Below are 24,046 nucleotides of genomic sequence, written 5' to 3'. Positions count from 1 at the left end.
GATCTGGGGCGCGTGCATCGCCTACAACCTGGTGCGCCTTGAAATGGCCAACGTCGCCGCCGACGCTCAATGCAACCCCACCGACATCAGCTTCGTCCGTGCATTTCACATCATTCAATACGAACTAACATGGGCCGCCGCGACTCGCGCCTATGGCAAGCTGCCTTCCCTACTACAAAGAATGCGGCAAAGGCTAGTCACAGAACTGACTGTCAAACGACCCGGCCGTCATTTTGACCGGGTCGTCAAATCAAAGGCACAGCGCTACCCATACAAGAAGTCAAAAGCTTAAGTCAACGGCATTAGGGTCAGACCCCGGTCTAGCGGGGTGGGCGCCTGGAGAACAGGCACAAAAAACCCGTCGCGGGGACGGGTTCGGGCATTACAGGATGGTGGCCAGGGCGCACTGTCGGTAGTGGTTGGCCGCCTCTTCCGGCTGCTGCAGGGCGTCGTGCAACTGCGCCAGCTTGAGGTGGGACTCGCGCACCATGCGCGGGTCGGCGGCGTCGGACAGGGCCTGCTCCAGATAGCGCTGGGCCTTGCCCCACAGCTTCTGCTTCAGGCACAGCGAACCCAGCGTCAACGCCAGCTCGGCGTCGGTCGGCCGCGCCCGCAGCCAGCCCTCGCAGTGCTCGATCTGCGTCAGCAGGGCCGGCGTGCCGGCCGGCGCCGCCGCTTCGCGGTAGGTGCGCACCACCCGCTCGTCCCAGTCGGCCGCCAGGGCCTCCTCGGCCACCAGGCGGGCCTCGTCGTGCAGGCCGCGGGCGTTGAAGGCGGTGGCGGCGCGGCAGGCCACGAAGGGCTTGACGCGGTCGACCGTCGGCACGGTGGCCCAGACGCGGCGCACCGATTCGGCGTCGTGCGTGCTGTCGGACAGCAAATCGTCGTAGGCCAGCTCGCGCAGGCGCGACGACAGCGCCGGGTGCAGCGCGCGGTGCTTGTCGAGCGAGCGCACCAGGCGCAGCACTTCCGGCCAGTTCTTGGCCTGCTGCTGGGCCTTGAGCGACCATTGCAGGGCGTGGATGTGGCGGGTGCCGCTGGCGTTGAGCTCGCGCACCGCCTCCAGCGCCAATTCCGGCTGGTGGTCGTCGACCAGCAGTTCGGTCATGGTCATCAGGCGCGCCGTTTTCAGCACCGGGTCGTCGCTCAGGCGCGCCAACCAGTTGTCGCGGCGCGCCGTCTGGCGCATGCGGTGGGCGGCGCGGGCGCCGATCAGCGCGGCCACGCCGGCGTTTTCCGGCAGTTCGGCGGCGCGCAGGGCGGCTTTTTCGGCGTGGCCGAAGCGGCCCTCGAACAGCGCCTTGAGCGCTTCGCGCAGGCCTTTGTTGCCGTCGCGCTCGCGCTTGCGCAGGCGGTAGGCGGCGACGCGGCCGGGCATTTTGACGGTGGCGCGGAAGGCGCGGATCAGCACGTACAGCAGGACGAACAGGGCCACCTGCAGCACGACGAAGAAGTTCAACGACAGGTCGATCCGGTGCGGCGGGTAGAACAGCACCACGTTGCCCGGATTAAAACGCGCCGTCACGGCGATGCCGATGGCGGCGGCCATCAGGGCGAGTAACCAGAGGAATAAGCGCATGGTTAAGGTTTCGCCTTGTAGTTACGCACCGCGTTAAGGCTGTCGGCCAGCGTCGGCATTTCGATCGCCAGATTGCTCGCCTGCACCTGGCGCAACAGCGCCTGCACGGTCTGGGTCTGCTTGGCGCGCACGTCGAAGTACTTGACCAGCGCCTCCTGGGCGGCGATCAGGTCGCTGCGGAAGGCCGTCTCGTTGCGCGACAGCAGCGCCATGCGGGCGTTGAGCAGGCGCAGTTTGAGGTTCTCGCGCAGGAAGTAGGCCTGGCTCGGCGACAACATCAGCGCGTCCGGCGTTTCCACGCTGCGCACCCGCACCAGTTGCCGCACGTCGGTCCACATCTCGCTGCTCCAGCTGGTCCAGACGTCCTGCAGCTTGAGCAGCCATGGGCTGGTCGGCTCCGGCTCGACCAGCTTGCCGCCCTTCATCTGTTTCGGCTTGGCCTTCTTCTCGGCCGGCGCCGGCAGCGTCGGCTTCTCGTCGGCCAGCATCGGCAGCGAGTCGACCTGGGCGATCACGCTGTCGATGCGCAGCGCCACGCCGACCGAGTCGACGCTCGGCAGGGCCTTGAGTTTTTCGGTGTCCTTGGCGATGGCGCGGCGGATCGTGATGAACTGCGGCTTGTCCGAGCGCGACAGGCTGCGGTCGGCGTTTTGCAGCGCGATCAGCGCGCCCGGCACGTTGCCGGCCAGTTGCAGCTGCTGGCTGGCGGTCGACAGCACTTGCTCGATCTCGGTCAGGGCCCACTCGTCGCGGTTCTTCGACAGGTCCTGGTATAGCTGCTCCAGGGCCAGTTGCTGGCTCTGCGCCTCGACCGCCTTGTTCTCCAGCAGGCCGACCTTGCCTTGCAGTTCCTTGTTGGCTTCCTGCACGGCGCGCGTCAGGGTGCCGGTTTCGGCGTTGACGGCGTCGCCCTTTTGCAGGCGGCGCGCCATCTCCTCGCGCAGGTTGCGCACCTGGTTGTGCGACGACCAGGTCTGGCCGGCCAGCAGGATGCCCAGGGTGATCACGGCGATCACCAGCGGCTGCTGCAGCGTGCCGGCCAGGCCGGGCGCCGCCGGGGTGGCGGGCGCGGCGGGCGCGGCGGCGGACGGCGCGGCGGGCGCGGCCGGCGCGGGCGTGGCCGCTGGTGCGGCTTGGGCGGACGGCGCCGGTGACGGCGCGGACGGCGTCTCGCCGGCGCTGCCGGCGGACTTCTCGGTGTCAGGTAATGTAGGCAATTCGTTCATGGGTGTGATTGTAACGCGGCCAGCAGGCGTTCGTCGCCTGAACCTGTCAGCGTCAGTCTGGTAAAGCCGAGATTATTTGCCGTTTCGGCAATCCGGGCGTGGGGGACGATCAAATGCTGTTGTTGCATCATTACAACATACTTCTGTTGCAATGCGTCAGTTTTTTCTGCGCCGTCGTCCGTCTCGTCCATCTCTTGCAGCAGGGCCAGCAGGCCGCGCAGCGCCTCCGAACTGGTGATGACCCAGTCGTTGGCCTGCGCCAACAAGCGGCGCAGCGTGGCGCGCAGCGGCGCCGTCAGCGGCGGCACCGAGCGGCGGTAGGCCGGCACCACGTCGACCACGGCGCCGGCCGCGCGCAGGCCGTCGGCCATCAGCTCGCGGCCGCTGTCGCCGCGCACGATCAGCACGCGGCGGCCGCGCAGGGCCGCCAGGTCGAGCGTTTGCAGCAGGTGTTCGGAGTCGCTCTTGCTGGCGTCGGCCGGGCTGACGATGTCGACCTCGGCCGGCGTGACGCCGTGCGCCGCCAGCGCCGTGCGGCTGCCCTCGCCCAGCACGGCCAGCTTGACGCCGGCCGGCCATTGCGTGATGTGGGCGAAGGCGGCGTCGATGGCGTTGGGCGAGACGAAGGCCACCATGGCGTAGTCGGCCAGGCCGGCCAGCGCGGCGCGCAGCGCGCCGCTATTCTCCAGCGCGGCGATCTCCAGCAGCGGCAGCAGCTCGACCGGACGGCCGAGCGCGCGCACCCGCTCGGCCAGCGGCCGGGCCTGCGCCAGCGGCCGGGTGATGACGACGGTGTCAGGCATCCGGCGCGGCGTCGGTCGCGGCCTGCGGGTCTGCCACAACCTCGGCAAGACAGACCGACAGGATGCTGACGGCGTCCTGCTCGGCCAGCAACTTGGCCACGGCCTCGCCCAGCTGCTCGGCGGTGTCGGCGGCGCCGCGCACCTCGGCGCTGGCCATGCGGCTGCCGTCCGGCGTGGCGACCATGGCGCGCAGGTGCATCTGGCCGTCGGCGACGGTGGCGAAGGCGGCCAGCGGCACCTGGCAGCTGCCGCCGAACACCTTCGACACCTTGCGTTCGGCCGTGACGGCCTGGGCGGTGGCCAGGTGGTTCAGCGGCGCCAGCAGCGCGCGCAGGTCGACGCCGTCGGCGCGCTCGGCGATCTCGATCGCCATCGCGCCCTGGCCGGCGGCCGGCAGGCTGTCCTCCGGCGCCAGCAGGGCGCGGATGCGCTCGGGCAGGCCGAGGCGCTTGAGGCCGGCGGCGGCCAGGATGATGGCGGCGTAGTCGCCCCGGTCCAGCTTGCCCAGCCGCGTGTCGAGGTTGCCGCGCAGTGGCTTGATCACCAGCTGCGGGTAGCGCGCCGCGATCAGCGACTGGCGCCGCAGGCTGCTGGTGCCCACCACCGCGCCCGGCGGCAGCTCGGCCAGCGAGGCGTAGTCGTTGGAGACGAAGGCGTCGCGCGGGTCCTCGCGCTCGAGCACGGCGGCCAGGGCGTAGCCCTCGGGCAGCTCCATCGGCACGTCCTTGAGCGAATGCACGGCCAGGTCGGCGCGCCCTTCGGCCATCGCCACCTCCAGTTCCTTGACGAACAGGCCCTTGCCGCCGACCTTGGACAGGGTGCGGTCGAGGATTTGATCGCCCCGCGTCGTCATTCCCAGAATCTCGACGCTGCACTGCGGATATAATAATGTCAAGCGCGCGCGGACATGCTCGGCCTGCCACATGGCGAGCCGGCTTTCCCGCGAGGCGATGACTAATCTGGATGGGGTAGCTTGGGCCATTTCGGATGTTTTCAAAACCAGTTCTTTCGCTGTAGCTGACGCTAACCGGCGGCGGCCAGTTAATTCGCGCATGTTTAAGATCACAAATTTTATCATGCGCCCCTCTTGCAGAACCGGGCCAAAAGCCTTTTGCACCGACATTCACCATTTTTCGCGGCAGATCACATGGCAAAACAATCTAGTGCAATAGACGAACAACCGGGCGTGGACAAAGACGCGCCGCTCAAAGAAGACATCCGCCTGCTCGGCCGCCTGCTCGGCGACGTGCTGCGCGAGCAAGAAGGCGAAGAGGTCTTCGCCGTGGTCGAAACGATCCGCCAGACCGCCGTGCGCTTCCGCCGCGAGGCCGACGCCGGCGCCGCCAAGGAACTCGACGGCATGTTGAAGATCCTGACGCGCGAACAAACCATTTCCGTGGTGCGCGCCTTCTCCTACTTCTCGCACCTGGCCAACATCGCCGAGGACCAACACCACATCCGCCGCCGCCGCGCCCACCTGCTGGCCGGCTCCAAGCCGCAGCAGGGCAGCGTCAACTTCGCCCTGTGCAAGCTGAAGGACGCCGGCGTCAGCCAGGAAACCGTCAGCACCTTCTTCCAGGACGCCCTGATCGCCCCCGTGCTGACGGCCCACCCGACCGAGGTGCAGCGCAAGAGCATCCTCGACGCCGAGCACGACATCGCCCGCCTGCTGGCCGAGCGCGACCTGCCGCTCACGCCGAAGGAGCGCGCCGCCAATATGCACCTGCTGCGCGCCCGCGTCGCCACGCTGTGGCAGACGCGCATGCTGCGCTACTCCAAGCTGACCGTGGCCGACGAGATCGAGAACGCGCTGTCCTACTACCGCATCACCTTCCTGCGCGAGCTGCCCGGCCTGTACGACGACATCGAGGGCGACATCGCCGCCCATTATCCGGAAGCGGGCGAACGGCAGATCGAGGCGCCCTACGTGCAAATGGGCAGCTGGATCGGCGGCGACCGCGACGGCAACCCCAACGTCAACGCCGGCACCATGCGCCACGCGCTCGAGCGCCACGCCACCACCATTCTCGACTTCTACCTCGACGAGGCCCACGCGCTGGGCGCCGAACTGTCGATCTCGACCCTGATGGTGGCCTGCAGCCCGGCCCTGCAGGCGCTGGCCGACGCCTCGCCCGACACCTCGGCGCACCGCAGCGACGAGCCCTACCGGCGCGCCCTGATCGGCATCTACGCCCGCCTGGCCAGCACCGCCCGCGCGCTGGGCGCCACCAACATCCTGCGCAAGGAGGTCGGCCACGCCGAGCCCTACGCCGACGCGGCCGGCTTCGCCGCCGACCTGCAGGTGCTGATCGACTCGCTCGAGAACAACCACGGCGGCATGCTGGTCAAGCCGCGCCTGTCGACGCTGAAACGGGCGGCCGACATCTTCGGCTTCCACCTGGCCTCGCTGGACATGCGGCAAAGCTCGGACATCCACGAGCGCGTGCTGGCCGAGCTGTTCGCCAAGGGCGGCGCCCAGGCCGACTACGCCAGCCTGGACGAGGACGCCAAGGTGGCCCTGCTGCTGGCCGAACTGTCGCAGCCGCGCCTGCTCTACTCGCCCTACATCGCCTACTCGGAGGAGACCGACTCCGAGCTGACCATCCTGCGCGCGGCGCGCGAGATCCGCGCCCGCTACGGCGCGCGCGCCATCCGCAACTACATCATCTCGCACACGGAGACCGTGTCCGACCTGCTGGAGGTGCTGCTGCTGCAAAAAGAAATGGGCCTGCTGCGCCTGGCCACGGCCGAGGCCGAAGCCGAGCTCGACCTGATGGTGATCCCGCTGTTCGAGACCATCCCCGACCTGCAACGCGCCGCCGGCATCATGGAGCAGGTGATGGCGCTGCCGCTGGTCAAGCAATTGATCGCCAAGCAGGGCCAGATCCAGGAAGTCATGCTGGGCTACTCCGACTCCAACAAGGACGGCGGCTTCCTCACCTCGAACTGGGAACTGTACAAGGCCGAGACCCACCTGGTGACGGTGTTCGAAAGCGCCGGCGTCAAGCTGCGCCTGTTCCACGGCCGCGGCGGCACCGTCGGCCGCGGCGGCGGCCCGAGCTACGAGGCCATCCTGGCCCAGCCGCAGGGCACCGTCAACGGCCAGATCCGCCTGACCGAGCAGGGCGAGATCATCGCCTCCAAGTTCTCCAACGCCGACATCGGCCGGCGCAACCTGGAGCTGCTGGTCGCCGCCACTCTGGAGGCGAGCCTGATGCCGCAGTCGGCCGACGCCGCCCACCAGGCCGAGCTGGCCGGCTTCGAGGCCGTCATGGCCGACATCTCAGACCGCGCCTACAAGGCCTACCGCAACCTGGTCTACGAGACGCCCGGCTTCACCGACTACTTCTTCGCCGCCACGCCGATCGCCGAGATCGCCGAGCTGAACCTCGGTTCGCGCCCGGCCTCGCGCAAGTCGACCAAGCGCATCGAGGACCTGCGCGCCATCCCCTGGGGCTTCTCCTGGGGCCAGTGCCGCCTGCTGCTGCCGGGTTGGTACGGCTTCGGCAGCGCCATCGGCGCCTGGGTCGCCGCCGGCCCGCGCGAGGAGCGCCTTGAGCAGCTGCGCGCCATGCACCTGCGCTGGCCCTTCTTCGCCACGCTGCTGTCGAACATGGACATGGTGCTGGCCAAGACCGACCTGGCGATCGCCTCGCGCTACGCCGAGCTGGTGGCCGACCAGGAGCTGCGCGAGCGCATCTTCAAGCGCATCACCGAGGAGCACGCCAACACGCTGGAGATCCTGCAAAGCATCACCGGCGCCGGCGAGCGCCTGGCCGGCAACCCGCTGCTGGCCCGTTCGATCCAGAACCGCTTCGCCTACCTCGACCCGCTGAACCACTTGCAGGTCGAGCTGATCAAGCGCCACCGCGCCCTGTCCAACCAGCCGGGCAAGGTCGACGAGCGGGTCCACCGCGGCATCCACCTGTCGATCAACGGCGTCGCCGCCGGCCTGCGCAACACCGGCTAAGCGGCTAGTCGCGCAGCAAGGCCAAAGGGCGGGACGGCAGACATGCCGCCCCGCCCTTTTTCTTTTTAAAAATGTTACACAAAAAGAAAGACAAATAGATAAAAGAAATAATACAATAAGGCAGCCCGCGCCCGCCGTCGCCTGTCCCGCCGGATCGGCCGGCCTTTTTTGCGACAACGTCCGCTGGAGGAGCCGTCAATGAAAAAATGGTCGATTGAAACTTGGAGCCTGGCCGGCATCGCCGCCGTGCTGGCGTTGATGGCGGCCATGGTCGGCGCCGTGTGGCACCAGAGCGGCCTGACCGCCGAGGCCGACGGCCGGCTCCAACAGGCCCGCAACCGGGTGTTGTGGCTGGAGCAGCTGCAAGCCCAGTTGTACCGCACCGAAATGCTCAGCGAGCGCCAGCCGGACGCCGCCGCCGACGCCAGCCGCGCCGCCGCCGTGCTGACCCTGCAACACCAGCTTGAGCGGGGCGCGCCGCTGGCCGAGGGCAGCGACACCATGCCGCCGCTGCTGGCCCGCCTGCGTCAGCAGGTGGCCGCGATGAACGCCGGCGCGCCCGACGGCGAACACGGCCTGGCCGGCATCGGCCTGCAGGTGATCGGTATGATCAGCGCCGAGCGGGCCCAGCGCGACCGCATCCGCAAACAGGACCGCGACGAGCACGCCCGGGTGCGCCAGGGCATGATCGCGCTGATGCTGGGGCTGGCCGCGCTGAGCAGCGTCATCCTGCTGCGCATACGCCGGCAAAGCCTGGCCGGGCGCCAGGCCCTGAGCGAAGCCAACGCCACGCTGGAGCGGCGCATCGACGCCCGCACCGACGAGCTGCAACAGGCCAACGACCAGCTGCGCGGCGAAATCGAAGTGCGCAAGGCGGTCCAGCAGGCGCAGGCGCGCAGCGACGCGCAATTGCAGGAGATCATCTCGATGATGCCGGTGGCGCTGTTCATCAAGGACGCCGAGTCGCGCATCGTGCTGATGAACGAGGCCTGCGAGAAGATGTGGGGCGTCCCCTTCGCCGAGTTGTCCGGCCTGCGCGGCGACGACCACTTCCCGGCCGAGCAGATGGCCGGCTTCCTGGCCGACGACCGCGCCGCCTTCGCCAACCGCACGCTGCTGATGCGCGAGGAACTAATGTGGGACAACACCCGGCAGGAAGACCGCAACGTGCAGGCCTACAAGAAGCCGCTGTACGACGCCGCCGGCCAGCCGCTGCTGCTGGTCGCCATGTGCGTCGACGTCACCGAGCGCAAGCGCGCCGAGGAGGCCCTGCAACGCACGCTGCAACAGTTGCGCGCGCTGTCCGACCACCAGGAGAACGTCAAGGAGGACGAGCGGCGCCGCATCGCCCTCGACATCCACGACGAGCTGGGGCAGAACCTGCTGGCCCTCAAGCTCGACGTGTCGATGCTGCACGCCCGCACCGGCGCCAGCCACGGCCACCTGCACCGCGAGGCCGGCCGCGTGCTGGCCACGCTGGACGCCTCGATCCTGTCGGTGCGCGCCATCATCGACGAGCTGCACCCCAGCGTGCTCGAGCTGGGCCTGTGCGCGGCGGTCGACTGGCAGCTGCGCCGGCTGGAGCAGCGCAGCGGCCTGCGCTGCTCGCTGCAACTGATCGACGACAGCGCCAACTGCCTGCTCGACCAGCGCCAGACCTCGGGCATCTTCCGCATCGTGCAGACGGCGCTGAGCAACATCAGCCTGTTCGCCGGCGCCAGCGCGGTGCATGTGTCCTTGAATCTGCAGCCGCAGCGCATGACCATCGTCATCACCGACGACGGCGCCAGCGAGCAACAGGGCGAACGCTCGCAGACGGCCGCCTTCGGCCTGCGCGCCATCCGCGAGCGGGTCAGCGCCTTCGGCGGCGAACTGGTGGTCGCCTGCCGCGCCGGCAGCGGCAGTTCGATGTCGATCCTGCTGCCGGGACTGGAGCAACAGGCCCGGCCGGTCGAGGCGATGGCGGCGGGCTAGCACCGCCGCCCTGCCCGTAGCGGCGGCGGCGCGCGGCCGGCGGGAGGCGGCGCCGGCGTTCAGCCCAGGCCGCTGCCGCGCTTGTTGGCGGGAATCAGCCACCAGCCCAGTTGCTCGCGGACGCGCTCGGGCGCCGGCGGCGCCGGCTCGGCGCGGCGCCGCTCCGGACGCGCCGGCCTTGCTGCGAGGCTGCTGGGATGGTCGGACGACGGCGCGCACTGTTGCGTATCGGTTTGCTGATGGGACTGGCTGGGCTTCATGATCGCCTCACTGGCTGGACTTCTGGTGCGACGATTCCATGATGCGCCCGCCACCCGCGCTTCAATATGAGGAACAACAAGGTCATCGCCGCGCTGCCCTCGCTTTCTCGGCCGGGGCCGGCGCAAGTTTTCCGGGGCGAAAAAAAGGGAGGCTCGCGCCTCCCTTCTCTTTTCCGCCCGCAACCGCGGCGCGCCTTGTGCAGGCTTAATGCGTGGTCAGGAAGCTCTTCAGCTTGTCCGAACGGGACGGCTGGCGCAGCTTGCTCATCGCCTTCGCCTCGATCTGGCGGATGCGTTCGCGCGTCACGTCGAACTGTTTGCCCACTTCTTCCAGCGTGTGGTCGTTCGACATCTCGACGCCATAGCGCATGCGCAGCACCTTGGCCTCGCGCGGCGTCAGCGAGTCGAGCACCTCCTTGATGACGTTACGCATCGAGGCGTGCAGCGCGGCGTCGAGCGGCGCCAGCGTGGTGTTGTCCTCGATGAAGTCGCCCAGCTGCGAATCGCCGTCCTCGCCCATCGGCGTTTCCATCGAAATCGGCTCCTTGGCGATCTTCATGATCTCGCGCACCTTGTTCTCCGGCATTTCCATCTTGACCGCCAGGGTCGCCAGGTCCGGCTCGCTGCCGGTTTCCTGCATGATCTGGCGCGAGATGCGGTTCATCTTGTTGATCGTCTCGATCATGTGCACCGGCACGCGGATGGTGCGCGCCATGTCGGCGATCGAGCGGGTGATGGCCTGGCGGATCCACCAGGTGGCGTAGGTGGAGAACTTGTAGCCGCGACGGTATTCGAACTTGTCGACCGCCTTCAGCAGGCCGATGTTGCCCTCCTGGATCAGGTCGAGGAACTGCAGGCCGCGGTTGATGTACTTCTTGGCGATCGAGATCACCAGGCGCAGGTTGGCCACGGTCATTTCGCGCTTGGCCTGGCGGGCGCGCTTCTCGCCGGCCGCCATCTGCTTGTTAATCTTGCGCAGGTCGGCCAGCGGCAGCGCGACGCGGGCCTGCAGGTCGATCATCTTCTTTTGCAGCTCCTTCACGGCCGGCACGTTGCGGCCCAGGATGGCGCTGTACGGATAGGCGCAGTCGACTTCCAGGTCGACCCAGTCGAGGTCGCACTCGTTGCCCGGGAACACCTTGATGAAGTGGGCGCGCGGCATGCCGCACTTGTTGACGCACAGCTCGAGCACGGCGCGCTCGATGTGGCGCACCTCCTCCATCTGGCCGCGCAGCGTGTCGCACAGCTTCTCGACCACCTTGGCGGTGAAGCGGATGCCCAGCAGCTCGGCCGAAATGGCTTCCTGCGCGGCGATGTAGCCCTTCGAGCCGTAGCCGCCGGTGGCCTTGCGCATCTTGTCGTACTGCGTCGAGATGACGTTGAACTTCTCCAGCGCGGCCTTTTTCAGCTGCACCAGTTGCTCGGTCGAGAAGCCGGCCGCGCCGCCGTTGGCGTCGCCGTCCTCTTCTTCGACTTCCTCTTCCTCTTCCTCGTCGTCCTCGCCGGTTGCGGCGGCGGGCGCCGCCGCCGGCGCGCTGCTGCCGCTGCTGGACTCGTTGAGGTCGACGAAGCCGTCGACCACCTCGTCGACCTTCAACTCGTCGGCCTCGATCTTGCGGGCCAGCGCGACGATCTCGGCGATCGTCGTCGGGCAGGCCGAGATGGCCTGGATCATGTCCTTCAAGCCGCCTTCGATGCGCTTGGCGATCTCGATCTCGCCCTCGCGCGTCAGCAGCGCCACGGCGCCCATTTCACGCATGTACATGCGCACCGGGTCGGTGGTGCGGCCGAAGTCGGAGTCGACCGTCGACAGCGCGGTGGCGGCGGCCGCCTCGACCTCGTCGTCGCTGGTCACGGTGGCCACGCTGTCGGTCAGCAGCAGCGAGTCGGCTTCCGGCGCGCGCTCGTAGATGGCGATGCCCATGTCGTTGAAGGTGGCGATGATGCCTTCGATCGCCTCCGGGTCGACGATGTTTTCCGGCAGTTGGTCGTTGATCTCGGCGTAGGTCAGGAAGCCGCGTTCCTTGCCCATGTTGATCAGGTTCTTGATCTGTTGGCGGCGGCGCTCCAGGTCCTCGGCCGAGGTCTTGGCGTCGGCGCCCAGCAGGTCGGCCGCGCCGCCCTTGGCCTTGCGCTCGCGCGCCTTCGAGACGGCCTTCAACTCGGCGCGCTCGACGGCGTTCAACGCCGCCACTTCGTCGTTTTCCGGCGTGAACTCGCTCGGCTTGCGGCCGCGGCGGCCGGGCACCTTGACGCTAGGCAGCAGGTAGCCCGAGGTGTCGATCGAGGCCAACGTGGCCGCGTCGGTGACCTGGCTGACCACCGGGCCGGCGGTGACGATGACCACCGGCGCCGGCTCGGACTTGGCCTTGACCAGCTTCGATTTCGGCGCCACCACCTTGGGGCCGGCCGGCGCGGCCAGCGAGACGGCGGCCGAGGCGGCGCCGGCCTTGCGGGCGATCTTCACGGTCGGCGTCTTGGCCGGGGCGGCGCCATCGGCGCCGTCGACGGCGGCGTCGAGCGCGGCGGCCGGCACGCTGACGGCGGCCTCGGCCGGCGCGGCGTCGGCGACGGCGGCGGCCAGGCGGGTTTTCTTCTTGACGACCACCGTTGCTTTTCCAGCTGCCTCTTGCGCATTATCGATCACATAAGATAAAGTCGTCTTGGGAACCACCAACGGCGCGGCGCTGGTACGGGCGGCCTTGACGGACAGCGTTAAAGTTTTCGGCGTTTTTGTCATGAATTTCTCTCAAATGCGAGGCCAGCGGTTCGCGGCGCGAAGTGAATAATTCCACCTAAGCCTGCGTACCGGACTCGATGGAGCGTGTTTGCCTGCCCTTGCGGACGGCTGCGCCACGAATTTACAAAAACGCCACGACCCGGCGGATGCCGCGAACGGCCGCACAGGGGTCAGGAGTGTTGTAAATTGTGACGTTGTACCTAGCGGAATAAAAAAAGCCCGTAAGCGAAACGGGCTTATATCTATTTTTCAGTGAAGAATAGAGAAGAGGGCAAATTATGCCGTATAGCGAGACATCAGGATAATTGATAAATCTTATATCCGACATCAAAAAACCATATAACAAGGGCGTAGCGCCCCCGCTAAACTTCTTGTACCTGACTGAAACCGCACCGCCCTACATGTGGTGCGTCAGTCATTATACAAGGTCTGCCGGGTAAACGCACCTGCCCCTCTGGAAGAAAGATGTGGCTGAAAAGACATGCTAGCCCAAAATGCACTGCATTCGGCTAGTCCGCATGATATGCTGGCGCCTCTTTGTGTAACCAATGAAGTCGATGAACACTAGCCTTACCCCCCAGCCTCAGGCAGACGAGCCAGGCAGCACCCCGATTACCCCTGCGGCGACCGCGCCAGCGAGCACGCCAGCAGCCGCGCCGGCGAGCACGCCGGCGTTGACGCCGCGCACGCTGTTGAAGCAGTTGCAGCAACAATTTCCCGCCTTCCGCGATTTCCTGCCCCTGTCCATCGGTATCGACAAGCAGATCCTGGCGCGCCTGCCCGACCTGGACCGCAAGACCATGCGCACCGCGCTGGGCATCCACACCGGCTCGCTGCGCTATCTGAAGGTGATGGAGAAGGCCAAGCTGCGCCACGACCTCGACGGCACCGCCGGCGCGGAAGTGACCGACACCCACCGCAGCCACGCCACCCAGGTGCTGCAGGAGCGCTTCAAGAAGGAAGCCGAGCGCAAGAAGGCCGAGCGCGACGCCGCCGCCGAGGAAGAAGCCAGCCGCGTGCGCGCCGACAAGCTCAACCAGCTGACCGCGAAGTTCTCGCGCAAGGGCTAAGTTGAGCGCGGACTTGACACCCGAGACGCCGGCCCCGCCGGCGGAAGTGCCGCCCGAACTGCCGCCCTACCACGGCATCGCCTTGGCCGACGTGCGCCTGGTGCGCACGCCGGCCGAGGCCGAGGCCGCCCGCGCCGCCCTGTTGGCGGTCGACGCGGTCGGTTTCGACACCGAGTCCAAGCCGACCTTCGCCAAGGGCGAAAGCTCGACCGGGCCGCACCTGATCCAGCTGGCCACCGACAGCGTGGCCTACCTGTTCCAGATCGGCGCCAACCCGCCGCTGGCCGAACTGCGCGCCATCCTCGAGTCGGAGCTGACCATCAAGGTCGGCTTCGGCCTGTCCGACGACGTCAAACGCCTGCACGCCAAGCTGGGCATCCGCGCCGCCGGCGTGGTCGACCTGTCGGTGGCGCTGCGCGGCGGCCAGCGCAACGACCTCGGCGCGAAAAGCGCGGTGGCCAAGTTCTTCGGCCAGAAACTGCAGAAATCCAAGAAGATCTCCACCACCAATTGGGCCAGCGCGCGCCTGAGCGACAAGCAGATCCTCTACGCCGCCGACGACGCCCAGGTGGCGCTGCGCGTGTTCCGCCACTGGATCGCCGCCGGCGGCCAGTTGCCGCCGCAACGGCCGGCCAAGCCGCCACGGCCGCCGCGCCAGCCGCGCCCACCGCGCGCGCCCGCGCCAGCCAGCGGCGACACCACGCCGGCAAGCGCCGACAAGACCGAGCCCGCCTAAGGCTGTCGCCGCCAGCGCGCGGCAACTGATCCGCTTTCCCCGACACGTCTGAGCCTGTCCTTAAACGGCGCCCCGGTATATCCTTGTGACGACGCCCTGTTTGCCGGGCACATCCTTTCATTGAACGGTATCGCCTATGACCCTTTTTCCGCTTGCGCCCCGCGCGCTGCTGGCCGCCGCGACGCTGGCCCTGGCCGGCGCCAGCCTGCCGGCCGCCGCCGCGCCGGCCACCCTGGCCGACACGCTGGCGCAGCGCGTGGCCGCCTGCACCGCCTGCCACGCCGTCAAGGAGAGCCGCGACGCCTTCTTCCCGCGCATCGCCGGCAAGCCGGCCGGCTACCTATACAACCAACTGGTCAACTTCCGCCAGGGCCGGCGCCACTATCCGATGATGAACTACATGGTCGAACACCTGCCCGACGCCTATCTGAAGGAGATCGCCGAGTACTTCTCCGCCCAGCATCCGCCCTACCCGCCGCCGACCGCCAGCGCCCTGGGCGCGCCTCTGCTCGAGCGCGGCCGCGCGCTGGTGTTGCGCGGCGACCCGGCAAAAAAAGTGCCGGCCTGCGTCGCCTGCCACGGCGAGCAGCTGACCGGCCTGGCGCCGGCCGTGCCCGGCCTGGTCGGCCTGCCGGCCGACTACATCAACGCCCAGTTCGGCGCCTGGCGCAACAAGACGCGCCACGCCCAGGCGCCCGACTGCATGGCCGACATCGCCGGCCGCCTGTCCGACGGCGACATCGCCGCCGTCTCCGGCTGGCTGTCCAGCCAGGTCGCCGATCCGGCCGCCCGGCCCGCCACCAGCATCGCCCTGCCCCTGCCGCTGCAATGCGGCAGCGTGCCCGCCCAGTAGACCGAGGACGCCCCGCCCATGAAAAAACTCCCCCTCGTCCTGGCCGGCAGCGGCCTTGCCCTGCTGGCTCTGCTGGCCCTGGCCACCGCGCTGCTGTGGCCGCGCGACGACGCCGGCCCGCCGCCCTCGCCGGCCGCCGCCGCCCTGCCGCTGCAGCAACGCATCGCCCGTGGCGCCTACCTGGCCAAGGCCGGCGACTGCATGGCCTGCCACACCACGCGCGGCGGCGCCGCCTACGCCGGCGGCCGCGCGCTGCAGACGCCGTTCGGCAGCGTGGTCTCGCCCAACATCACGCCCGACCGCGACAGCGGCATCGGCGCCTGGAGCGCCAACGACTTTTGGAACGCCCTGCACAACGGCAAGTCGAAGGACGGCCGCCTGCTGTATCCGGCCTTCCCCTACACCAACTACACCAAGGTCACGCGCGACGACGCCGACGCCCTGTTCAGCTATTTCCAATCGCTCACGCCGGTGAAACAGAACAACCCAGCGCACAGCCTGCGCTTCCCCTACAACCAGCAGATCATGCTGGCGGCCTGGCGCGCCTTGTACTTCAAGCCGGCCGTCTACCGGCCGCAAACGGGCCAGTCGCTGAGCTGGAACCGCGGCGCCTACCTGGTCGAGGGCCTGGGCCACTGCAGCGCCTGCCATAGCGCGCGCAATAGCCTGGGCGCCAGCGCCGACACCCTGTCCGGCGGCCTGATCCCCGTCCTCGGCTGGTACGCGCCGTCGCTCACCTCGGATGCCGAGGCCGGCCTGGGCGACTGGCCGCCCGAGCACATCGCCGCCCTGTTGAAGACCGGCGTGTCGCCGCGCGCCACCGTGTTCGGCCCGATGGCCGAGGTGGTGCGGGCCAGCCTGCAGCATCTGGACGACGCCGACATCGGCGCCATGGCGGTCTACCTGAAGTCATTGCCGGCCACACCAGAGCCGTCCGACTACGAGCGCGACAAGTCGCCGCGCGCGCAGGCCTTCCTGGCGGCCGGCGCCAAGTTGTACGAGACCCATTGTGTCGATTGCCACGGCGCCACTGGCGCCGGCCTGCCGCCGGCCTACCCGCCGCTGGCCGGCAACCGCGCGCTGACCACCGAGGAGGCGGTCAACCCCATCCGCATCGTGCTCAACGGCGGTTTCGCGCCCGGCACGGCCGGCAACCCACGACCCTACGGCATGCCGCCGTTCGGCCATGTGCTCGACGACGGCGAGGTGGCGGCCGTGGTGTCGTATCTGCGTAGTGCGTGGGGGAATAACGCGCCGCCGGTCAGCGGGCAGGATGTGAACCGTTACCGCACCATTCCGCTCGATTGAGCGGCGGCGCGGCCGGCCAGTTTTAGCGGTACTTGAAGCCGGTGCGCAGGTCCATGCTGAAGCGCTTGCCGCCGTCGCTCACGTTGACGGACTCGGGCGGCTCCTCGCCGGCCAGCGCGCCGGAGAACAGCGGCAGGCCCTCGCCTTTGCGCATCAGCTCGTCGCAACGCTCGTAGACGTTGGGGCAGCCGGTCTCGGCCAGCAGGGCCTGGACGATCGGCACCTTCCAGGCGTCGACGCCGCCGGACTGGAACTGGCAGATCAAATAACCGTCGACGCCGCCGTAGCTGTCCACCAGCAGGCCGGACAGGCCGTCCTCGTCGCCCCGGATCAGCGCCACGATCTGCGTCGGCGCCGCCTTCTTCACGTTGGCCAGACGTTTTTGCACGGCCGCCTTGACGCGCCGCTTCATCATGGCGTGGTCGATCGGCTCGTCCTCCTTGAAGGTCCAGACGCGGGCGCGGATCTGCGACTTCGAGTTGTAGGCGGCGCGGGCGATGAACTGGTGCGCGGAGTTTTGCACGATGGCGTTCGAGCCCGGCTTCATTTTCTCCTGCGGTTTGCCGTCGACCTTGTCGATGGCGGAGGCGTAGATCAGGATGTCGCCGGCCAGCAAGCTCTTTTCCTTGCCCTGTTTGATGGTGATGATAAGCATGTGATTCCAGTGAGATCGACCGGCGCGGGCCGGTCATTGAGAAGCTGCGCCGCAGGACGGCGCAATACCGGCATGATACCTCATCCGCCGGCGCCGCCCGGCCATCTTGCCGCCGTCCGCCGGCCGACTTCCGCCCGCCGCCGGGCCGGCGCGGGCGCGGCCCGTCGGCGCTGCCGGCATTCTGCACCGCGCCGGCTGCAATCCGTCGCAGCGGCGTTTGCGCCGGCCGGCCGGCAGCCTACCATGCGTCCACTGTCAACATCGCCGAGTCGGCACCACCAACGCCTATCCATCCACAGGAGAACACCATGCAAGCTACGCCATCCCCGCGCCACCACCTGCGCCACCTGCTGCTCGCCGCCAGCGTGCTGGCCGCCGCCGCCCCGCTGACGCTGGGCACGGCCCAGGCCTCGCCGCTCGACTGGCTGCGCGGCGAAACGGTCAAGGGCAGCGGCAAGGTGGTCGCGCAGACGCGCGAGCTGGGCCACTTCAGCGCGCTGGGCCTGAGCACCGGCGGCAATGTCGAGATCCGCCTGGGCAACAGCGAGAGCGTCACCGTCGAGGCCGACGACAACGTGCTGCCACTGATCGAAACCGTGGTCGAGAACGGCACCCTGCGCATCCGGCCGCTGAAGAAGGACCAGCGCCTCGACACCCGCAACCTGAAACTGGTGGTGCAGGCGCGCAGCCTGGAGCGGGTCTCGATGGCCGGCTCCGGCACCGTCAACGCCGAGCGGCTGCAGGGCGAAAAGCTGCAGTTCGACGTGGGCGGGTCCGGCTCGATCAATGTCGGCAAGCTCAGCAGCGAGGCGGTGACCATCTCGATCGGCGGCAGCGGCACCATGAAGGCGGGCGGCAACACCGAGCGCCTGCAGGTGTCGATCGGCGGCTCGGGCAGCGTACAGGTCGGCCAACTGGCCGCGCGCGACGCCGTGGTCAGCATCGGCGGCTCCGGCCAGGCCACCGTCTACGCGCAGAAGTCGCTCAGCCTGAGCGTGGCCGGCTCGGGCACCATCGGCTACTACGGCGATCCACAGGTGAGCAAGAGCGTGCAGGGTTCCGGCTCGGTCAAGCGCCTGGGCGGCGCGCCGCAGTAAGCCACGGCGGCACCACCGCGCCACGGACGGCGGCGGGCGGATGAGGCGGCGTTGGACACCGCCAAACGCAACAAGGCGCGCAGCCATCGCGAGGATGGTCGCACGCCCTGCCTTGCCGGCGGACTGAGCCGGCGGTCTAGCCTGAATTCGGCTTAGTTCTGCGCAGCTTAGTTCTGCGCAACTTCGTTCTGCGCAGCTTACTTCTGCGGCACGACGATGACGGTGTCGCCGCCGGTCTTGCCGGTGGCGCCCTTGTCGCCTTTGGCGCCGTCGGTGCCGGGGGCGCCGCTGGCGCCCTCGTTGCCGGTGGCGCCAGTGGCGCCAGTAGCGCCGGTGGCACCGGTAGCGCCGGCCTCACCGGCAGCAGCTGGGGCACCCGTATCGCCGGTGGCGCCGGTGGCACCGGTCGCGCCGGCAGGGCCGGGAACCGCGACTGGAACGGCGACCGGTACGACGGTCGGTGGCGCTTCGCGCTGGCAGGCGCTCAAAGCGATGGTGGCGACGAGGACGAGTGGGAGCAGGATGATTTTCATGATGGGCCTTTTTCTTGTAGTACGGGAATGTAACGGCATATCATGCAGCGTCATTGCCACCATGGATGCGCGTTCTCTAGCAGCATCATGCGCCGCAACGACAATCTGTTCCGTTCGCTACCGAACACCCCGGCCAAGTCGGCCGCATCCGCCACCGCCAGCCACCATCAACGCAGCCGGAAGATCCGCTCGGGTTCGTCACCGTCCAGCAAAGCATAAATCCAGTTCTGTACCTGCCTGGCATCGGCGTTGGCGATCTGGTTGAGCACATCCGGCCTCGTGCACCTGAGTTGCCCCAAACGCTCCAGCAGAACCGAGCGGAGCGCCAATAGATGCCCCTCTTCCCGGCCCTCTTCTCGCCCCTCTTCCCGGCCCTCTTCTCGCCCCTCTTCCCGGCCCTCCAACTTGCCTTGCTTAAAACCCTTTTGAATCGCCTCGTATTCCAGCATCTGTTCAAAGGTCTCGTAGACGCGCTCGTAGATCATTTTAACCTCCGTGAAATCCGCCCTTACTGGCAGTGTAATCGTCTTGATTCGACGCCGCAAACGCGCGTGAATCCAGCGCTTCAGGCTGTTGCGCAAGGTCGCCGACTGCTGGTCGTCGAGCCAGCTGACCAGGCTGCCCAGAATCGCCAGGATGTCCTGCGCGCTGCGCGAGTGCTCCAGGCGAAACAATAAATTGACCAGATTGCGGCGCGTGCCGGGCAGCTCCAGCTCCAGCCGCGCGCGGTCGACCAGCAAATAGCGCTGCTGCGGCTGCAACGGCTCCAGGCCCTGCGGCGCCGCCAACATCAACTCGGCCAGATCGGTGCTGGCGTTCCAGCGCCGCTGGCCGTGGTATAGCACGATGGGCAGCACCGGCGGCAGCTTGCCGTGCCGCGTCAACTGCCGCTGCTTGAGCAAGTCCTGATATAGCAGCCCCACATACACCTGCATGCGCAGCGCCATCCACGGGTCGGTGTGGCTCTGAAATTCCAGCAGGATGTAAAGATAGATCCAGTCCGCGCCGACGCGGATGCGCCAAACCATGTCGCTGTGGCGCTGCTGCCCGCCGTCGCCGACATAGCTGCCGTTGACGCGCTCGAAGGCGCTCACCTCGAGCTGGTCGACCCAGGCGTAGGGCACGAAGCCGCGCAACAGATCGCGCACCAGCTCGGGGTGGGCGAACAATTGCTTGTAGCTGGCGTCGGCTTGGACCTTCATGGCAAAATTGTAACGGCGGCGCTCCAGGTCGAGCTCGCCTGGCGCGCGCGCCGAGCTTGGCGCGGCGCAAAGGCGCCGAAGAAAATCAGGCAAAGCGCGCCCGGAACGGCGCACTTCCCTTCCGGAAAGCTCGATATACTTTCCGCTCCAACAATCCAAAAAAACACCCGGGAGATCCACTTGACCGTAGCCACCTCGCCCATCCGCCGCGCGCTCGCGCTGCCCGCCTTGTTGCTGGCCTGCGCCGCCGCCCACGCGGCCGGCGCGCCGGCGCCCCGCATCACCGCCGTCAAGGCGGCCCACATGCTCGACGTGCGCAGCGGCGCCACGCTGGACCAGGCGGTGGTGCTGATCGACGGCGAGCGCATCACCGCCGCCGGCAGCAAGCTGGCCATCCCGGCCGGCGCCACCGTCATCGACCTGGGCGACAAGACCCTGCTGCCCGGCCTGATCGACATGCACACCCACCTGACCGGCAACCCGGAGGACACCGGCTACGCGGCGGTGGCCATCTCGGTGCCGCGCGCCGCGCTGACCGGCGCGCGCAACGCCCGCCGCACGCTGGAGGCGGGCTTCACCTCGGTGCGCAACGTCGGCGCCGAGGGCTATGCCGACGTCGCCCTGCGCGACGCCATCAACGCCGGCGACCTGCCCGGCCCGCGCATCGCCGCCTCCGGTCCGGCGCTGGGCATCAGCGGCGGCCACTGCGACGACACCATGCACGCGCCCGAGTACAAGATCAGCGCCGAGGGCGTCGCCGACGGCGTCGATGAGGTGCTCAAGCGCACCCGCCAGGTGATCAAGTACGGCGCCGACGTCATCAAGATCTGCGCCACCGGCGGCGTGCTGTCCTTCGGCGACGACCCGCGCGCCTCGCAGTACACCATCGAGGAGATGCGCGCCATCGTCGCCGAGGCGCACCGCCTGGGCCGCAAGGTGGCCGCCCACGCCCACGGCGGCGACGGCATCCGCCTCGCCGTGCTGGCCGGCGTCGACTCGATCGAGCACGGCTCCTACATCGACGACGAGGGCATCAAGCTGATGAAGGAGCACAAGACCTGGCTGGTGCCCACGCTCTACCTGGGCGACTGGCTGATCGAGAACGCCGAGGCGATCCGCCTGCCCAAGCCGCTGCTGGAGAAGGCCAAGACGGTGCTGCCGATGGCGCGGGTGAACATCGGCCGCGCCATCCAGCAGGGCGTGGCGGTGGCCTTCGGCACCGATTCGGCGGTCTACCCGCACGGCCTGAACGGCCGCGAGTTCGCCGTCTACGTCAAGCTGGGCATGACGCCGCTGCAGGCGATCCGCAGCGCCACCGTCAACGCCAGCCAGTTGATGGGCTGGGCCGACAAGGTCGGCAGCATCGAGGCCGGCAAGCTGGCCGACCTGATCGCCGTCGACGGCGATCCGCTGAAGGACGTGCGCCAGTTGGAGAACGTGCGCTGGGTGATGAAGGGCGGCGTGGTGGCGAAGTAACACCGCTGGACTCCCCAAGAAAGGCAGCCTCGCAGATTGCGCGGAGCGCCGGCCTTACCCCGCAAGAACAGGGGTCTGACCCCGCATGGGGTCAGACCCCGACTTCCGCGTCCCGGGTTTGGGGGCAGACAAAAATGCCCGGAGCGATCCGGGCATTCTTCGTTTACGGCCAGCCTGACGGGACCGTCACAGGTCGTACTTCAACTCGGCCAGCACGGTGCGCTGCGTGTAGGGATGGTAGGCCCAGTACTTGGCGTTGTTGAGGTTGTCGATGCCGACCGAGGCGCTCCAATGCCGGTCGACCCGGTAGCGCACCCGCAGGTCGGTGACGAAGTAGCGCGACACGCCGGTGTAGGTCGAGCCGTTCGGATCGCTGTTGTCCAGGGTGCCGTACTGCTTGCCGCTGTAGCGCGCGCCCAGGCTGGTGGTCCACTTCTCGCCGACGTGGTAGGAGGCGAGGAAGGTGGCGCGCCAGGCCGGCACGCGCGGCTGCCGCTTGCCGACGCTGGCCGGCAGCGCGTCGTTGCTGACGATCTTCGAGTCGGCGTAGGTCAGGCTGTCGTTGATCGACAGGCCGCGCAGCAGCACGTCGTCGGCCTGGTGCGACAGTTCCAGCCCGCTGGTGCGGACGCGGCCGACGTTCTGCACCGTGCTCACCGTCGGGTCGCGCTGCAGCGGCTGCGAGTACAGCGCGTCGCGGGTGTCCTCGTGGAACAGGGTGACGCGCAGGCTGGACTTGGCCAGCATCCGCTCGGCGCTCAACTCGCTGGTCCACGAGCGCTCGGCGCGCAGGTTCGGATCGCTGTTGACGATCTTGTTGCTGGCGTCGAGCGAGCCTTGGAACAGCTCGGCCGCCGTCGGATTGCGCACCGCGCGGCCGGTCGAGGCCTTCAAGGTCCAGTCCTCGTTGGCGCGGAAGGCCAGCGCCGCCTTGGGCGACCAGCTGCTTTCGCTGCGCTCGCCGAACGGCACGCTCACCCCCTTGGCGTTGGCGATCTGGCCGCCGAAGGCCTGCCAGCGCTCCAGCCGCGCGCCCAGCGTCGCCTTCCATTGCGAGTCGATGCGCCAGGCGTCCTGCGCGTACAGGCTCTCCAGCCGGGTGTCGCCGTTGAAGTTGGAGACCAGCTTGCCGTCCGTGGCGTGCAGCCAGTCGCCGCTGCTGAAGACGTGGTTGCGCAGTTGCGCGCTGTCGCGCTGCAGGCCGAAGTCGACGATGTGGGCGCCGGCCATGCCGTCCGGCCGCCAGATGCCCTTCAGCGCCAGCGTGTTCCAGCCGCTGCCGCCCAGGTCGGTGCCGTTGCCGTTGCCGTTGGTGCCGGGGTTGGGCACCGCGTCGGTCGGCGTGCGCACCAGGTCGCTGCCGTAGTCGTAGCGGCTGTAGGCCAGCTCCCAGTCGAACACGCCCTTGCCGTGGCTCTTCAGCGACAGGCCGTGCATCAGGTGCTCCAGCGCGCCGACGCTGGGCGCGAAGTCCGACGGCAGCAGCGCGAAGCTGTTGCCGCCGATGTTGACCACGCCCTTGTAGACGACGTTGCCGGCGCCGTCGCGCAGGTAGGAGCTGGCGCTGCGCGTCACGTCGTTCTTCCACCAGCCCAGCGTGTAGCTGGCGCGCAGCGTCGGCGACACGTCGTAGGCCAGCTTGACCTTGGCGTGGTCCTGCACCGTGTGGATCTGGTTGCTCGCGCCGAGTATCCACCAGTCCTGCGCCTGCGGATTGCGGCCGGCCAGCGCGCCCGTCACCGGCACGCCGGCGCCGTCGGCCTTGCCCTTGCTGAGCAGCTTGTTGGCGAAGGCGATCGGCTGGCCGTTGTTGTCGACGCGGGACAGGTCCAACCACCACGACCAGGCGCCGGCGCGGTCGCCGATGGCGGCGCTGCCCTGTTTGCCGCGGAAGCTGTCGTCGGTGCCGTACTGCTTGTACTGCTGGCCGAAGCCGGACAGCTTGAAGTGCGCCTCCAGCTTGCTCGGCATGCGCGTCTGGTAGTCGACCACGGCGCCCACCGCGTTGCCCGGATAGGCGGCCGAGAACGGACCGTACAACACGTCGACGCGCTCGATCTCCTCCGGCGTCACCAGGCCCCAGCGCGGCGTGTAGGTGGCGCCGTTGCCGAGCAGGTTGGACAGCAGGATGCCGTCGGCGTACACCAGCGAGCGGGCGCTGTTGCCGGTGCCGGAGGCGCGGCTGGCCAGCACGGCGTGGTCGTAGTCGCCGATGTAGCGTTTGCGCACGTTCAGGCTGGGCAGGTACTTCAGCGCGTCCTCGGCGTCGGTGGCGTTGATGCGGTCCTCGATCTGCGCGCCGCTGATGCCCTCGATGGTGGTCGGGATCTGCGTCGGCAGCGAGCTGGGACGGCCGCCGTTGACCAGCACCACGGCCATGGTCTGCGGCGCGTGGTCGGCGGCGGCCTGGCCGGCGGCGCCGATCAGCGCCAGCATCAACGCCAGCGGTTTGTAATGGAAGGGGGTGGACATGATCGTTTCTCTCAATGCTGGCCACGGGCGCGCGCCGGCCACGCCGGCCAAGGCGGCGGCCCGTGATGCGTATCTGGTGAAGGCGCGCGCGA

Annotated in this window: 18 protein-coding genes and 1 pseudogene; 9 read left to right on the top strand and 10 right to left on the bottom strand. The window is 68.3% G+C overall.

Going from position 1 to position 24,046, the window contains the following annotated elements; all coding sequences use genetic code 11:
• Positions 1 to 292, top strand: a pseudogene (locus tag BM252_RS31050) (IS4 family transposase); the annotation flags it as partial.
• A gap of 90 nt (positions 293 to 382) precedes the next feature.
• Here the strand turns inward: BM252_RS31050 and BM252_RS15160 are convergent.
• Genes BM252_RS15160 through hemC form a run of 4 tightly spaced genes read right to left on the bottom strand, consistent with a single transcriptional unit; the run spans position 383 to position 4,590 of the window.
• Entirely contained in the window at positions 383 to 1,579 is a 1,197-nt protein-coding gene (locus BM252_RS15160) for a heme biosynthesis protein HemY (protein WP_093388497.1), read from the bottom strand.
• A gap of 2 nt (positions 1,580 to 1,581) precedes the next feature.
• The gene (locus BM252_RS15155) at positions 1,582 to 2,805 is read right to left on the bottom strand and encodes a uroporphyrinogen-III C-methyltransferase (RefSeq protein ID WP_093388496.1); all 1,224 of its coding nucleotides are present in this window, start codon (positions 2,803 to 2,805) and stop codon (positions 1,582 to 1,584) included.
• Complete coding sequence (locus BM252_RS15150) at positions 2,802 to 3,608, bottom strand: uroporphyrinogen-III synthase (RefSeq protein ID WP_093388495.1); 807 nt, start codon at positions 3,606 to 3,608, stop codon at positions 2,802 to 2,804. The genes BM252_RS15155 and BM252_RS15150 overlap by 4 nt, the downstream gene beginning before the upstream one ends.
• Positions 3,601 to 4,590, bottom strand: a complete 990-nt coding sequence (gene hemC, locus BM252_RS15145; RefSeq protein ID WP_093388494.1) for a hydroxymethylbilane synthase — start codon at positions 4,588 to 4,590, stop codon at positions 3,601 to 3,603. The genes BM252_RS15150 and hemC overlap by 8 nt, the downstream gene beginning before the upstream one ends.
• Before the next feature lie 165 nt (positions 4,591 to 4,755).
• Here hemC and ppc point away from each other — a divergent pair, with 165 nt between their 5' ends.
• A complete protein-coding gene (gene ppc, locus BM252_RS15140; RefSeq protein ID WP_093388493.1) occupies positions 4,756 to 7,578 on the top strand; it encodes a phosphoenolpyruvate carboxylase in 2,823 nt (940 codons plus the stop codon).
• A gap of 198 nt (positions 7,579 to 7,776) precedes the next feature.
• Positions 7,777 to 9,552 (top strand): PAS domain-containing sensor histidine kinase, encoded by a 1,776-nt coding sequence (locus BM252_RS15135; protein ID WP_093388492.1) that lies wholly within the window; start codon positions 7,777 to 7,779, stop codon positions 9,550 to 9,552.
• Between the two features lie 59 nt (positions 9,553 to 9,611).
• Here the strand turns inward: BM252_RS15135 and BM252_RS15130 are convergent, their stop codons facing one another.
• Together BM252_RS15130 and rpoD are read right to left on the bottom strand one after the other, a co-directional pair.
• Positions 9,612 to 9,812, bottom strand: coding sequence for a hypothetical protein (locus BM252_RS15130; protein WP_093388491.1), 201 nt, complete (start codon positions 9,810 to 9,812; stop codon positions 9,612 to 9,614).
• A gap of 205 nt (positions 9,813 to 10,017) precedes the next feature.
• Complete coding sequence (gene rpoD, locus BM252_RS15125) at positions 10,018 to 12,552, bottom strand: RNA polymerase sigma factor RpoD (protein WP_093388490.1); 2,535 nt, start codon at positions 12,550 to 12,552, stop codon at positions 10,018 to 10,020.
• 548 nt (positions 12,553 to 13,100) lie between these two features.
• Here rpoD and BM252_RS15120 point away from each other — a divergent pair.
• The 4 genes from BM252_RS15120 to BM252_RS15105 all read left to right on the top strand — a co-directional run bounded on the left by BM252_RS15120 (position 13,101) and on the right by BM252_RS15105 (position 16,519).
• Entirely contained in the window at positions 13,101 to 13,622 is a 522-nt protein-coding gene (locus BM252_RS15120) for a ProQ/FINO family protein (protein WP_093388489.1), read from the top strand.
• A 1-nt stretch (position 13,623) separates the two neighbouring features.
• Positions 13,624 to 14,358, top strand: coding sequence for a 3'-5' exonuclease (locus BM252_RS15115; protein ID WP_342742513.1), 735 nt, complete (start codon positions 13,624 to 13,626; stop codon positions 14,356 to 14,358).
• Between the two features lie 136 nt (positions 14,359 to 14,494).
• Positions 14,495 to 15,211, top strand: coding sequence for a c-type cytochrome (locus BM252_RS15110; RefSeq protein WP_093388488.1), 717 nt, complete (start codon positions 14,495 to 14,497; stop codon positions 15,209 to 15,211).
• An 18-nt stretch (positions 15,212 to 15,229) separates the two neighbouring features.
• The gene (locus tag BM252_RS15105; RefSeq protein WP_093388487.1) at positions 15,230 to 16,519 is read left to right on the top strand and encodes a c-type cytochrome; all 1,290 of its coding nucleotides are present in this window, start codon (positions 15,230 to 15,232) and stop codon (positions 16,517 to 16,519) included.
• A gap of 22 nt (positions 16,520 to 16,541) precedes the next feature.
• Here the strand turns inward: BM252_RS15105 and BM252_RS15100 are convergent, their stop codons facing one another.
• Positions 16,542 to 17,174 carry a class I SAM-dependent rRNA methyltransferase gene (locus BM252_RS15100; protein ID WP_093388486.1) on the bottom strand — a complete coding sequence of 211 codons (633 nt, stop codon included), beginning with the start codon at positions 17,172 to 17,174 and terminating at the stop codon, positions 16,542 to 16,544.
• A gap of 308 nt (positions 17,175 to 17,482) precedes the next feature.
• Here BM252_RS15100 and BM252_RS15095 point away from each other — a divergent pair, with 308 nt between their 5' ends.
• Positions 17,483 to 18,271, top strand: coding sequence for a head GIN domain-containing protein (locus BM252_RS15095; protein WP_093388485.1), 789 nt, complete (start codon positions 17,483 to 17,485; stop codon positions 18,269 to 18,271).
• A 197-nt stretch (positions 18,272 to 18,468) separates the two neighbouring features.
• Here BM252_RS15095 and BM252_RS15090 read toward each other — a convergent pair whose 3' ends face one another.
• The gene (locus BM252_RS15090) at positions 18,469 to 18,804 is read right to left on the bottom strand and encodes a hypothetical protein (protein ID WP_093388484.1); all 336 of its coding nucleotides are present in this window, start codon (positions 18,802 to 18,804) and stop codon (positions 18,469 to 18,471) included.
• Between the two features lie 167 nt (positions 18,805 to 18,971).
• Positions 18,972 to 20,006, bottom strand: a complete 1,035-nt coding sequence (locus tag BM252_RS31670; protein ID WP_093388483.1) for an Rpn family recombination-promoting nuclease/putative transposase — start codon at positions 20,004 to 20,006, stop codon at positions 18,972 to 18,974.
• 180 nt (positions 20,007 to 20,186) lie between these two features.
• Here BM252_RS31670 and BM252_RS15080 point away from each other — a divergent pair, with 180 nt between their 5' ends.
• A complete protein-coding gene (locus tag BM252_RS15080) occupies positions 20,187 to 21,482 on the top strand; it encodes a Xaa-Pro dipeptidase (RefSeq protein ID WP_093388482.1) in 1,296 nt (431 codons plus the stop codon).
• A gap of 186 nt (positions 21,483 to 21,668) precedes the next feature.
• On the opposite strand, the gene BM252_RS15075 is transcribed toward BM252_RS15080, so the two are convergent.
• The gene (locus BM252_RS15075; RefSeq protein ID WP_245774270.1) at positions 21,669 to 23,954 is read right to left on the bottom strand and encodes a TonB-dependent receptor; all 2,286 of its coding nucleotides are present in this window, start codon (positions 23,952 to 23,954) and stop codon (positions 21,669 to 21,671) included.
• Positions 23,955 to 24,046: the final 92 nt, after the last annotated feature.

Origin of the sequence: Rugamonas rubra (genome assembly GCF_900114705.1) — a bacterium.
GTDB lineage: Bacteria > Pseudomonadota > Gammaproteobacteria > Burkholderiales > Burkholderiaceae_D > Rugamonas > Rugamonas rubra.
The sequence above is the reverse complement of the archived record's forward strand: the minus strand, read 5'-3'. Positions and strand labels throughout refer to the sequence as shown.